Consider the following 12,527-nt stretch of genomic DNA (forward strand, 5'->3'; position numbering starts at 1 on the left):
GGACGGGCTGATATCGATCACGGCTCACGCTCCGACGGCGGCGACGATGACGGCGGCGATCGCCAGGACGACGGATCCGGCGAGCAGCGCGCTGAGGTAGGTCTGCACGTTGCCGGTCTGGGCTCGGCGGACGCCCGCGCCGAGGAGGCGCGGGACGGCGCCCGCTCCGCGGACGTACGTCTCGACGACCTCGCGGTCCAGGAAGCGGACCAGTTCGGCGCCCGCCAGGACGGGCCGTACGAAGAGGGTGTGGTAGACGGCGTCGAGGTGGAAACCGACCGCTGCGTGACGGTGCAGCGGGCCCAGGAGGAGCCGGCCGGGGTCGGCGGGGTCGGGGGCCGACGCGATGTCGCCGTAGGCGGGGAATGGGGCGTCCCCTGCTCGAACGGAGTTGAGAGCTCGGGGAAGGGTGGCGATGGCTTCCGCCTCGGAGACGGCCGGGCTGTCCTCGGGATGGGCTGCCACGGCGCCGATCGGGGGACGGCCGGCCATGGACGTGGTGTGGCGCCAGGCGCCGTAGGTGACCAGTCCGCCGACGAGGGCGACACCGGTGCCGAGGACCGCTGTGGTGACGGTCGGGGTGAGGGCGTGGCCGTCGAACCAGTCGTCGAGGTAGGTGACGGCGAGGCCGAAGGCGAGCGAGGGGACCGCGAGGACCCACAGGACGCCGTTCATGACGAAGGGCTGCTTGCCGTGAGCGGGGGCGGCGGGGCCGCGGCCGCGGAAGGCCAGCAGCCACAGGCGGGTGGCGTACGCCGCGGTGAGGAGGGCGGTCAGCAGGCCCGCGACGAGCACGGTCCAGCCCGCGGCGGAGGGGACGCCCGTGGTCTCGCCGAAGGAGGCGTGTTCGGCGGCGACGAGGACGGCTTCCTTGGAGAAGAAGCCTGCGAAGGGAGGGATCGCCGCGAGCGCGAGCAGGGCGATCGTCATCGTCCAGTACGCGTCGGGGATGCGCTTGGGCAGGCCGCTCGTGCGGGACATGGCGGCGAGGGAGTTGGTGCCGGCCGCGTGGATGATCACGCCGGCGCCGAGGAAGAGGAGCGCCTTGAAGGCGCCGTGGGAGAGGAGGTGGAAGACGGCGGCGCCGCGGTCGCCGACGGCCAGGGCCCCGGTCATGTACCCGAGCTGGCCGATCGTCGAGTAGGCGAGGACGCGCTTGATGTCGTCCTGGGCCAGGGCGGCGAGGGCCGAGCCGACCATCGTGACCGCGGCCATCACGGCGAGGACGGTCAGGGCGGCGGCGGAGGCTGCGAAGACGGGGAGGAGGCGGGCCACGAAGTACACACCGGCGGCGACCATCGTGGCGGCGTGGATCAGCGCGGAGACGGGCGTGGGGCCCGCCATCGCGTCGGGCAGCCAGGTGTGCAGCGGGAACTGGGCCGACTTGCCCGCCACACCGGCGAGGAGCAGCAGGGCGATGAGGGTGGGGTGGTCCAGTCCGTCGCCGGCGACGGTGCCGAGGATGCCGGTGATCCGGAACGTACCGGCGTCGACGGCGAGTGCGAACAGGCCGAAGAGGAAGGGGACGTCGCCGAGCTTGGTGACCAGGAATGCCTTGAGGGAGGCGGCGCGGGCCTCGGGCGTCTCCCAGTAGTGGCCGACGAGGAAGTACGAGCAGATGCCCATGATCTCCCAGCCGACCAGCAGCACCATCAGGTCGCCGGAGTAGACGACGAGCAGCATCGCGGAGGTGAAGAGGGAGACCAGGGCGGCGTACGAGGGGTAGCGCGGGTCGTCGCGCAGGTAGCCCGTCGAGTAGAGCTGCACGCAGGTCGCGACGGCCGCGACCAGGACGGCGACGAGAGCTGCGAAGCCGTCGAGGTGCAGGGCGAGGTCGATGGGGACCGAGCCCGTGGGGGTGAGCTGGGTCGAGGCGTCGATCGCCCTGCCGCCGCCCTGGCGTACGGCGACGATCACGGCCAGCACGGCGGCGGCCAGGGTCGGCAGTACGGCCAGGGGGCGGACGAACCCGGGGGCGGTGCGGCCGAGCAGCAGGCCGGCCGCGGCGCCCAGGAACGGAAGGAGGGGAACGAGGACGGCGAGGGTCGTGGTCGTCACGCGGTGGCCTCAGTCTTCTGTGCGGCCTCTGGTGCGGCCTTCTGTGCCATGGCGGAAGCTCCGTCGCCGGCCGGGCCGGACGGGTCCGGGCCTTCGGCGGTGTCGCGCAGCCTGTCGATGTCCGAGGACCCTCGATTGCGGTAGACCATCAGGACGATCGCCAGGCCGATGCCGATCTCGGCCGCGGCGATGGCGATGGTGAAGAGAGTGAGGGCCTGGCCGGAGTGGAGGGTGTCGCGGAGCCATACGTCGAAGGCGACGAGGTTGAGGTTGACGGCGTTGAGCATCAGCTCGACGGACATCAGGACCAGGATCGCGTTGCGGCGCGCGAGCACTCCGTACAGCCCGGTGCAGAAGAGGAGGGCGGCGAGCACGGCAGGATAGGCGAGGTGCATCAGCGCTGCTCCTTGTCTTTGGCACTGTCGCTGTCGCTGTCTTCGGCGCCGTCGCTCTTGCGGGAGAGGACGATCGCGCCGACGAGAGCGGCGAGCAGGAGGACGGAGAGGGCCTCGAAGGGCAGCACCCAGTGCTGGAAGAGGATCTCGCCGCTCACCCTGGTCGAGCCCTGGGCCGGCCCGTCCAGGTCGATCCAGGTGGTGCGGAACGCGTCCACGACCACCCAGACGAGCGCGGTGGCCGCGGCCGCGGCCACCGTGAGAGCGACCCGGCGGTTGCCCGAGTCGGCGTCCGGGGAGCGCCCGATGGGGGCCCTGGTGAGCATCAGCCCGAAGAGGAGGAGGACGACCACGGAACCGACGTAGATCAGGACCTGCACCCAGGCGATGAACTCGGCCGTCAGCAGGAGGTACTCGACGGCGAGGCCGCCGAGCGCGACGACCAGCCAGAGGGCGGCGTGCACCAGCTGTCTGGTGGTGACCGTGACGACGGCCGCGCCGAGGGTGGCGATGCCGACGAGGAGGAAGGCGATCTCGACGCCGGTCGGGGAGAGGAAGCCGGGTCCGGCGGCTGCGGCGAGGTGGCTCATTCGGCGGGGCCCTCTGCTTCCTGCTGGGCTGCCTGCTCCTGGGCTGCTCCCTGCTGGGCTGCCGCGAGCTTGTCGGCGGCCTTGCGGGCTGCCGCGATCTCCTTCGGTTCCTCCGCGCCCGGGTCCAGCGCGGGCGGCTCGGGGACCGTCCACATCCACTCGCGGAGCTTGTCCCGCTCGTGGGTGAGTTCGTGGATCTCGGTCTCGGCGTACTCGAATTCCGGGGACCAGAAGAGCGCGTCGAAAGGACAGACCTCGATGCAGATACCGCAGTACATGCAGAGCGAGAAGTCGATCGCGAAACGGTCGAGGACGTTGCGGCTGCGCTCGCGACCGCCGGGGACTGCGGCCGGGACCGTCTCCTTGTGCGAGTCGATGTAGATGCACCAGTCGGGGCACTCGCGTGCGCAGAGCATGCAGACCGTGCAGTTCTCCTCGAACAGGCCGATCACGCCGCGCGTGCGGGGCGGGAGTTCGGGCTGGACGTCCGGGTACTGCGCGGTGACGGTCTTCTTCGTCATCGTGCGGAGCGTGACGGCCAGGCCCTTGGCGAGGCCGGAGCCGGGGATCGGAGGCATTACTGGATCGCCACCTTCACGATGCCGGTGAGCGCGATCTGCGCGAGAGCGAGCGGGATGAGTACGGTCCAGGCGAGCTTCTGGAGCTGGTCCTCGCGCAGCCGGGGGTAGGTCACGCGGAGCCAGATGATGCCGAAGGCCAGGACCGCGGTCTTGAGCAGCGTCCAGACCCAGCCGAGACCGTCCGCGCCCCAGGGACCGTGCCAGCCGCCGAGGAAGAGGACGGTGGTCAGGCCGCAGAGGACGACGATTCCGGCGTACTCGGCGAGCAGGAAGAGCGCGAAGCGCAGGCCCGTGTACTCGGTGTACGCACCGAAGATGATCTCCGAGTCGGCGACCGGCATGTCGAACGGCGGGCGCTGGAGTTCGGCGAGGCCGGCGACGAAGAAGACGATCGCGCCGACGATCTGCCACGGCAGCCACCACCACTCGAAGGCGTTCAGGATGCCGGGGAGCGAGACGGTGCCGGCCGCCATCGCCACGGAGGCGGCGGCGAGCAGCATCGGCAGTTCGTACGCGAGCAGCTGGGCGGCGGTGCGCAGGCCGCCGAGGAGGGAGAACTTGTTGGCCGAGGCCCAGCCCGCCATGAGCGAACCGAGCACGCCGACGCCCATGACGGCGAGCACGAAGAAGATGCCCGCGTCGATGACCTGGCCGACCGCGCCCTCGCTCGGGCCGATCGGGATCGCGACGAGCACCAGGAGGTACGGGAGGAGTGCGACGGCGGGTGCGAGCTGGAAGATACGGCGGTCGGCGTTGGCCGGGACGATGTCTTCCTTCTGCGCGAACTTCACGCCGTCGGCGACGAGCTGCGCCCAGCCGTGGAATCCGCCCGCGTACATGGGGCCGAGGCGGCCCTGCATGTGGGCCATCACCTTGTGCTCGGCCTGCCCCACGACGAGCGGCAGGATCATGAACACGGCGAAGACGACGACCAGGCGGAGGGCGACATCGAGTACGTCGTTCACGCGTCGTCGCTCCCTCGGTCCTGGGTGGGGTCGGTTGTGCCCTCGTCGGCGGAGCCGGCCCGGCCGGGCTCCTTCGCGGCCGCCGCGTCACCGCCCAGGGCTTCGTCGGCGGCCGCGTCGGCGGCTTCCGCCGCGTCGGCCTCGGTGTCTGCGGATGCGCCCGTCTTGGTCGCGGCTTCTGTGTCCGGTGTCTTCGGCGTCTCCGGTGTCTCCGGTGTCTCCGGTGTCTCCGGCTGCGCTTCCTCGTCCTGGAACGCGGGGCGCGGGTGGTGCCAGGGCGCGTCCGCGCTGCGCGCGGGTGCCGGCGCGGCCTGGGCAGCGGTCTCGCCTCCGGCGGGCGTGGCGCCCTCGGCCGGTGGCGCCGCGGCCTCCGGCTGGGGGGACGGGTGCGCCTCCGACGCGGGGGACGCGGCCTCTGCCGCCTGGCTTGCCGAGCCCTCGCTCACGCTGCGCGTGCGGCGCGGCGGCCTCGGGGCGGTCGCCTCCGGGGCGCCGCTCGCGGGTGCGGTGGCCTGGGTGGCCGAGCCCTCCGTGACGCTGCGGGCACGGCGCGGCGGGCGTTCGGCTGCCGCGCCCGCGGCGCCTGCCGCGCGCGGGGTGCGGGCGGGGCGGGCCGGGGCCGGCGGGAGCTGGCCCTTCTGGGGCCCCCACTCGTTCGGGTCCGGGACGCCGGGCGGCAGCATCTGGCGGCGCTTGGGCCCGCCGTGGTCGGACTCCCCCGGCTCCTTCGCACCGGGCCACGCCTTGGCGACCCGGGCCGCCAGGACGAAGTCCTTGCGCAACGGGTGGCCCTCGAAGCCCTCGGGCAGCAGGAGCGGCACCAGGTGCGGGTGGTCCGTGAAGTCGACGCCGAACATCTCGTGCGTCTCGCGCTCGTGCCACTGGGCGCCCGCGTAGACCGCGATGGCGGTGGGCAGGACGGGCGCCGCGTGCGGGACGGTCGTACGGAGCAGGAGGCGTCGTACCGTACGGCCTTCGAGGGCGGCGACGTGGGCGCAGACGCGGAAGCCCGTGCCCGGCTCGTCGACCGCGCTCAGCCAGTCGAAGTACGTGCAGCCGAGCTTGTCGCGCGCGGTCTCCAGGGCCGCGATCCACGAACCGGCCGGGACGTCGACGGTGAGGAGGTCGTAGCTGCGCTCGGCGGTCGCTTCCTCGCCGAAGATCTCGGTGACGGCGTCCGGCAGGCTGTCGTACGCCGCCGTCGTGCGGGTCGTCTCGCTCACTTCCCGGCCTCCCCCGGGGCCGGCGGCGGCGTGACGAGGCCGCTCCGCAGGGCCGCCGTGGAGGGCCGTCCGTGGCCGTAGCGCTCGGCCAGGGATTCGCGGGCGATCTTCTCCTGGAGCTTGAGGATGCCCTGGAGCAGCGCCTCGGGGCGCGGCGGGCAGCCCGGTACGTACACGTCGACCGGAATGATCTGGTCGACGCCCTTCGTCACGGAGTACGAGTCCCAGTACGGGCCGCCGCAGTTGGAGCAGGCGCCGAAGGAGATGACGTACTTCGGCTCGGGCATCTGCTCGTACAGCCGCTTGACGGCCGGGGCCATCTTGTCCGTGACCGTGCCGGAGACGACCATCAGGTCGGCCTGGCGCGGTCCCGGCGCGAAGGGGATCACGCCGAGCCGGATGAAGTCGTGGCGCGCCATGGACGCGGCGATGAACTCGATCGCGCAGCAGGCGAGACCGAAGTTGAAGACCCACAGGCTGTAGCGGCGGCCCCAGTTCAGGACCACCTTCATGGGCTCGGGAGCGAGGCGGGCGAGAGCGCCCAGGCGCTTCGGTCCGGGCAGCGGCGGCGTCGGCGTCGGCGTCGGCGTCGGCAGCGTCGGCTCGGGGAGATCGACAGGGGTCACTCGGGTCACGTCCATTCGAGGACGCCCTTCTTCCATGCGTACAGCAGTCCCACGGCCAGGAAGCCGAGGAAGATGAACATCTCGACCAGCGTCGTCGCGCCGTACTCGGGCGCGGCGAAGACCGTCGCCCACGGGAACAAGAAGATGGAGTCGACGGCGAAGATCACGTACAGGAAGGCGTAGACGTAGTAGCGGACCTGGGTGTGGGCCCAGCCCTCTCCGACCGGATCCACGCCGCATTCGTACGTCAGCAGCTTCTCCGGCGTCGGCACGACGGGCCGCAGCAGCCGCCCGGCCCCGAAGGCCACGGCGACGAAGAGGACTCCGACGACCGCGAGCAGTCCGACGACCGAATAGCTCTGGAAGTACCCGTCCGCGAGAACAGTCGGTTCCGGCATGTCCGCCCCTCTCGCTCCCTGACCTCGTCGCGCGTCGTCGCGCCTCGTTCGACGATCTGTACGCACGGGAGTCTAGGCCCTGGTAAAAGCTGGGTAAGCAGCCGCGTCGTACATGGGGGTGGGGTTATCCCTACTTCCTCCCACCCAGTCACCCCATGGCATCCGCGGCCGGGGCCCGTCAGGCTGGGGGCCATGACCGCGGATGCCAACGGCCTTCTCCCAGATTACGACCGGTCCGGCCACGCCGAGCGTGCCGGTCACGCCGGACGTGCCGGCCACGCCGGACGTGCCGGCCACCCGTCGCCCGTCCGCTTCCCCTACGGCCCGGACACCTGGAAGGAGATCGCGCATCTCCTCCTCGATCTGCCGATGGCCCTCTTCGGTTCTGTGTTCACCGTGGTGGTTCTCGCCCTCGGGTGCGGTCTTTCGGTCACGGTGATCGGTCTGCCTCTGGTGGTGGTGGGACTGCTCGGGGCGCGCCGGCTCGGCGCGGTGGAACGGGCGCGCGCGCGTGTCCTGCTCGGCGTGTGCGTCGACGAGCCGAGCCCGGCCGCCGCGGGACGGCGTCCGGGCGAGGGCGGTTTCCTCACGTGGCTGTGGGCGGGCCTGAAGGATCCGGTGGGCTGGCGGACGGCGCTGTACGCGATCGTCCGGCTGCCCTGGGGTGTGCTGACCTTCGCGGTCACGCTGACCGGGCTCTTCGTGCTCTGGCCGGTGCTGCCGTACCTCGTGCGGGTGCTGGCGAACGCGGACCGGGCGATGGTGCGCGGTCTGCTCTGCCCCTCCGGCGAGCTGGAGCGGCGGATCGTCGAGCTGGAGTCGGGCCGGGGCGTCGTCGTCGACACCGCGGCCGCCGATCTGCGCCGTATCGAGCGCGACCTGCACGACGGGGCGCAGGCCAGGCTCGTCGCCCTCGCCATGGGACTCGGCATGGCGAAGGAGAAGCTGACTGGTGACTTCAAGGACCCGGTCGCCGCGGCCGCGATGGTCGACGAGGCGCACGGTGAGGTGAAGCTGGCGCTGCAGGAGCTGCGGGACCTGGCGCGCGGCATCCACCCTGCCGTGCTGACCGACCGCGGCCTGGACGCGGCGCTGTCGTCCGTCGCGTCGCGCTGCACGGCCCCGGTGCGGGTCACGGTCGATCTGGCGGCGCGCCCGGCGGAGGCGATCGAGGGCATCGCGTACTTCACGGTCTCCGAGCTGCTGCAGAACGTCAGCAAGCACAGCGGGGCGCGGTCCGCTTCCGTGGATGTGCGGCGGAGCGGGAAGCGGCTGCTGATCCAGGTGCGGGACGACGGGCGCGGTGGCGCACGGCTGGACGGCGGCACGGGCATGGCCGGTCTGGCCGACCGGCTCGGTGCGGTGGACGGGCTCCTGGCCCTCGACTCCCCGGCGGGCGGGCCGACGACGGTCACGGCCGAGCTGCCGTGGCGCGACCGTGACGGAGCGGCCAAAGGTCCCGGAGGTGCGGTCGAGCACAGTGCGGGGGTGGGGAAAACCCCCGGTAGAAAACGGTGACCGGCCTCATGGTCCCGGCCTGTCCGTCCCAGCATTCTTGAGTAACACAGCCACTCAGCAGCAGTATCAGAGCAGAAACGGACGGCAGTGATGGCCACGGAGTACGCATCGCAGACCAGGGACCAGTGGGGGCGCGAGGACCGCGCGGGCCGTCCCTCGAAGAGGCACGTGCTGCCTCCGGCGCTGCGCGCGCCGATCGAGGCCCGTACCTGGCGCGAGTTCGGCTACCTGATGCTCAGCCTGCCGATCGGCATCCTGCTCTTCGTCTTCGCGGTCACCATGACGTCGCTGGGCATGGGTCTGCTGATCACCTTCCTCGGCGTACCGGTACTCGCGGCGGGCCTGGCCGGCTGCCGCGGCTTCGGGGTGGTGGAGCGGGCCCGCGCCAGGGCGCTGCTCAAGCTGGACGTGGCGGACCCGGCGCCCGTCCGGGCCAAGCCGGGCGGCGGCCCGATGTCCTGGATGGGCGCGATGCTCAAGAGCGGGGTGTCCTGGCGCCATCTGCTGTACGCCGTGCTGCATCTGCCGTGGGCGGTGTTCGCCTTCTCCGTGTCGCTGTTCTTCTGGTCGTACGGCTGGGCCATGCTCACGTATCCGCTATGGCAGTGGGTGTTCCCGGTCTACGCGGGGACGGGCGGCATCCAGCTGTACGGCGACAACACGCACAGCATCTACCTCGACAAGCCTTACGAACTGGCCCTGACCAGCGCGTTCGGCCTGCTCATCACCCTTGGCACCCCGTGGCTCATACGCGGTATGACGACCGTGGACCGGGTGATGGTGGCCGGGCTGCTCGGCCCGTCGCGGCTCGCCACCCGGGTCTCGGAGCTGGAGTCGGACCGGGGCGTCGTCGTCGACACCGCGGCCGCCGACCTGCGGCGCATCGAGCGCGACCTGCACGACGGGGCGCAGGCCAGGCTCGTCGCCCTCGCCATGGACCTGGGGCTGGCCAAGGAGAAGCTGACGGAGGACCCGGAAGCCGCGGCCCGCATGGTGGACGAGGCGCACGGCGAGGTGAAGATCGCGCTGCAGGAGCTGCGGGACCTGGCCCGGGGCATCCACCCTGCCGTGCTGACCGACCGCGGCCTGGACGCGGCGCTCTCCGCGGTGGCCTCCCGGTGCACGGTGCCGGTGCAGGTCGAGGTGGATCTGCCGGCTCGGCCGGCCCCGGCGATCGAGGGCATCGCGTACTTCACCGTCTCCGAGCTCCTGCAGAACGTCAGCAAGCACGCACGGGCGTCCCGGGCCACAGTCGATGTGTGGCAGACGGAGGACCGGCTGATGCTCCAGGTGAGCGACGACGGGCAGGGTGGCGTGGACACGACGACCGGCTCGGGCCTGGCCGGGCTCGCGGAGCGGCTGGACGCGGTCGACGGGATCCTGGTGATCACCTCACCGGTGGGCGGGCCGACCACGATTACGGCGGAGCTGCCCTGGCGGGGCTGATCCGCTGTCAGATCGCGCGGTTGCGCGGTTGCCCGGCTGGCCGATCGTGCGGCTGGCTGATCACCCGGCTGGCCGATCGTGCGGCTGCCCGACTGCGCGACTGCCCGTGCCAGGGTTCGGGCGTCGCCCCTCCTTGCCCGCTTCCTCGACTCCTGCCGCTTCCGCTCGCCCGCTGCTCTTCTCGCGTCCCGGCAGCCCGTCCCGAGTCGTACGCCACTATTCCCAGCACCTGGGCCTGTGCCGGCCCGGATACTGAAATGCTGGGCTCGACGGGGTGGGAAGCAATCAACTGCTGGGGGCTGCGCGGTCGTGGAGGACAGGGTACGAGTGGTCATCGCCGAGGATTCAGTGCTGCTGAGGGAGGGCCTGACCCGGCTTCTGACCGACCGCGGGCACGATGTCGTCGCGGGCGTCGGAGACGCGGAAGCGCTGATCAAGACGGTTGAAGATCTGGCGTCGCGGGACGAGCTGCCGGATGTGGTGGTCGCGGACGTACGGATGCCGCCGACGCACACCGACGAGGGCGTGCGGGCGGCGGTGCGGCTGCGCAAGGACTACCCCGCGATCGGTGTGCTGGTCCTGTCGCAGTACGTCGAGGAGCAGTACGCGACGGAGTTGCTGGCCGGGTCGAGCCGGGGCGTCGGCTATCTGCTCAAGGACCGGGTGGCCGAAGTGCGTGAATTCGTGGACGCCGTCGTCCGGGTGGCCCGGGGCGGGACCGCGCTCGACCCCGAGGTGGTGGCGCAACTGCTGGGCCGCAGCCGGAAGCAGGACGTCCTCGCCGGGCTGACCCCCCGGGAGCGGGAGGTGCTGGGTCTCATGGCGGAGGGCCGGACGAACTCGGCGGTCGCCAAGCAACTGGTGGTGAGTGACGGTGCGGTGGAGAAGCACGTCAGCAATATCTTCCTCAAGCTCGGCCTCTCCCCGAGTGACGGGGATCACCGTCGAGTGCTGGCAGTGCTGACTTATCTGAGGTCCTAGGTCACCGACGCCGGATCGGCCTTGTTCGGGAGTGCAGCTCAGAGGTGGTCGGGGGTGGTCTGGGCAGCGGTCCCCAGAACGCAAGAGGCGAATACGGAGCGTCTTCGACGCAGAGCGCTGAGGGACGGGCTAAACATGTCAAAGCAGGGCAATCGGGCGTCTCGAAATGGGATCCATCATGTGATCGGCCCAGGGAAGGGCACCCTTACCGACGTAGGGTTGGCCTCGGGGCCGCCGGTGGGCCGGCCGGCCCGAACAGCCGCCTCGAAGGAGGTCCAGTTCAGTGACCAGCCAGGTCAGTAGCCCGGCCGAGAAGGCCGATGGAGCCGATGGTACCGAGGGTGCCGACGGAGTGAACGACACCGTCGGGGAACAGCGCAGCGTGCAGACCCGGAAAACCTCCGAAAAAGAAGTCCGTCGTCTGGATCGGGTGGTGATCCGTTTCGCGGGTGATTCCGGTGATGGTATGCAGCTCACGGGTGATCGTTTCACGTCGGAGACGGCGGCGTTCGGCAATGATCTGTCGACGCTGCCGAACTTCCCGGCCGAGATCCGGGCGCCCGCCGGGACTCTGCCGGGGGTCTCCAGTTTCCAGCTGCACTTCGCCGACCACGACATCCTGACCCCGGGTGATGCCCCGGATGTTCTGGTGGCGATGAACCCGGCCGCGCTGAAGGCCAACCTCGCGGACGTGCCGCGCGGCGCGGAGATCATCGTCAACACCGACGAGTTCACCCAGCGGGCGATGGCCAAGGTCGGCTACCACAGCTCTCCGCTGGAGGACGGCTCGCTCGACGGCTACCGGGTGCACCCGGTGGCGCTGACCACGATGACGGTCGAGGCGCTCAAGGGGTGCGGCCTGTCCCGCAAGGAGGCCGAGCGGTCGAAGAACATGTTCGCGCTCGGGCTGCTGTCGTGGATGTACCACCGGCCGACCGAGGGCACCGAGAGGTTCCTGCGCACCAAGTTCGCGAAGAAGCCGCAGATCGCCGAGGCGAACGTCGCGGCGTTCCGGGCCGGCTGGAACTTCGGCGAGACCACCGAGGACTTCGCCGTCTCCTACCACATCGCCCCGGCCGCCAGCGCCTTCCCCGCGGGCACCTACCGCAACATCTCCGGAAACCTCGCCCTGTCCTACGGGCTGATCGCCGCCGGGCACCAGAGCGACCTGCCGCTGTTCCTGGGCTCCTACCCGATCACGCCGGCCTCCGACATCCTGCACGAGCTGTCCCGGCACAAGAACTTCGGCGTGCGGACCTTCCAGGCCGAGGACGAGATCGCGGCCATCGGCGCGGCGCTGGGCGCCGCGTTCGGCGGACAGCTCGCGGTGACGACCACCTCGGGTCCGGGGGTGGCGCTCAAGTCGGAGACGATCGGGCTGGCGGTGTCGCTGGAGCTGCCGCTGCTGGTGGTCGCCATCCAGCGCGGCGGCCCCTCGACGGGGCTGCCGACCAAGACCGAGCAGGCCGATCTGCTGCAGGCGATGTACGGGCGCAACGGCGAGGCCCCGGTGCCCATCGTGGCCCCGCGCACCCCGGCCGACTGCTTCGACGCGGCCCTGGAGGCGGCGAGGATCGCGCTGACCTACCGCACCCCGGTGTTCCTGCTCTCCGACGGCTACCTGGCCAACGGCAGCGAGCCGTGGCGGATCCCGGAGACCGACGAGCTGCCGGACCTGCGCGTGCAGTTCGCCACCGGCCCCAACCACACCCTGGCCGACAACACCGAGGTCTTCTGGCCGTACAA

General features: G+C 71.2%; 12 protein-coding genes. 4 read left to right on the plus strand and 8 right to left on the minus strand.

All coding sequences use genetic code 11. The features are described 5' to 3' along the window. Positions 1-24: 24 nt before the first annotated feature. From ACWDZ4_RS07595 to ACWDZ4_RS07630, 8 genes are read right to left on the minus strand one after another with little or no spacing between them, the layout of a single operon-like run. Positions 25-2,058, minus strand: coding sequence for an NADH-quinone oxidoreductase subunit 5 family protein (locus ACWDZ4_RS07595; protein ID WP_451507481.1), 2,034 nt, complete (start codon positions 2,056-2,058; stop codon positions 25-27). Then, on the minus strand, positions 2,055-2,453 hold the full coding sequence (gene nuoK / locus ACWDZ4_RS07600; protein WP_451507482.1) for an NADH-quinone oxidoreductase subunit NuoK: 399 nt from the start codon (positions 2,451-2,453) through the stop codon (positions 2,055-2,057). The genes ACWDZ4_RS07595 and nuoK overlap by 4 nt, the downstream gene beginning before the upstream one ends. Continuing rightward, positions 2,453-3,043, minus strand: coding sequence for an NADH-quinone oxidoreductase subunit J family protein (locus tag ACWDZ4_RS07605; RefSeq protein WP_451507483.1), 591 nt, complete (start codon positions 3,041-3,043; stop codon positions 2,453-2,455). Before ACWDZ4_RS07605 ends, nuoK begins: the two co-directional genes overlap by 1 nt. Continuing rightward, a complete protein-coding gene (locus ACWDZ4_RS07610) occupies positions 3,040-3,621 on the minus strand; it encodes a NuoI/complex I 23 kDa subunit family protein (RefSeq protein ID WP_451507484.1) in 582 nt (193 codons plus the stop codon). Before ACWDZ4_RS07610 ends, ACWDZ4_RS07605 begins: the two co-directional genes overlap by 4 nt. Continuing rightward, positions 3,621-4,589: a complex I subunit 1/NuoH family protein gene (locus tag ACWDZ4_RS07615; protein WP_451507485.1), complete on the minus strand. Its 969-nt coding sequence runs from the start codon at positions 4,587-4,589 to the stop codon at positions 3,621-3,623. Before ACWDZ4_RS07615 ends, ACWDZ4_RS07610 begins: the two co-directional genes overlap by 1 nt. Continuing rightward, on the minus strand, positions 4,586-5,812 hold the full coding sequence (locus tag ACWDZ4_RS07620; protein WP_451507486.1) for an NADH-quinone oxidoreductase subunit C: 1,227 nt from the start codon (positions 5,810-5,812) through the stop codon (positions 4,586-4,588). Before ACWDZ4_RS07620 ends, ACWDZ4_RS07615 begins: the two co-directional genes overlap by 4 nt. Next, positions 5,809-6,453 (minus strand): NADH-quinone oxidoreductase subunit B, encoded by a 645-nt coding sequence (locus tag ACWDZ4_RS07625; RefSeq protein WP_451507487.1) that lies wholly within the window; start codon positions 6,451-6,453, stop codon positions 5,809-5,811. Before ACWDZ4_RS07625 ends, ACWDZ4_RS07620 begins: the two co-directional genes overlap by 4 nt. After that, a complete protein-coding gene (locus ACWDZ4_RS07630; protein ID WP_093799593.1) occupies positions 6,444-6,836 on the minus strand; it encodes an NADH-quinone oxidoreductase subunit A in 393 nt (130 codons plus the stop codon). The genes ACWDZ4_RS07625 and ACWDZ4_RS07630 overlap by 10 nt, the downstream gene beginning before the upstream one ends. Positions 6,837-7,028: 192 nt before the next feature. On the opposite strand from ACWDZ4_RS07630, the gene ACWDZ4_RS07635 reads away from it, so the two are divergent. The 4 genes from ACWDZ4_RS07635 to ACWDZ4_RS07650 form a co-directional block, all read left to right on the plus strand. Beyond that, positions 7,029-8,354: a sensor histidine kinase gene (locus ACWDZ4_RS07635; protein WP_451507488.1), complete on the plus strand. Its 1,326-nt coding sequence runs from the start codon at positions 7,029-7,031 to the stop codon at positions 8,352-8,354. A gap of 90 nt (positions 8,355-8,444) precedes the next feature. Next, positions 8,445-9,800: a sensor histidine kinase gene (locus ACWDZ4_RS07640; RefSeq protein WP_451507489.1), complete on the plus strand. Its 1,356-nt coding sequence runs from the start codon at positions 8,445-8,447 to the stop codon at positions 9,798-9,800. A 309-nt stretch (positions 9,801-10,109) separates the two neighbouring features. Further along, a complete protein-coding gene (locus ACWDZ4_RS07645; protein WP_451507490.1) occupies positions 10,110-10,781 on the plus strand; it encodes a response regulator in 672 nt (223 codons plus the stop codon). A gap of 283 nt (positions 10,782-11,064) precedes the next feature. Further along, a partial coding sequence (locus tag ACWDZ4_RS07650) for a 2-oxoacid:acceptor oxidoreductase family protein (RefSeq protein ID WP_451507491.1) occupies positions 11,065-12,527 on the plus strand: 1,463 nt, incomplete at its 3' end.

This window comes from Streptomyces sp. NPDC003016 (assembly GCF_053591455.1).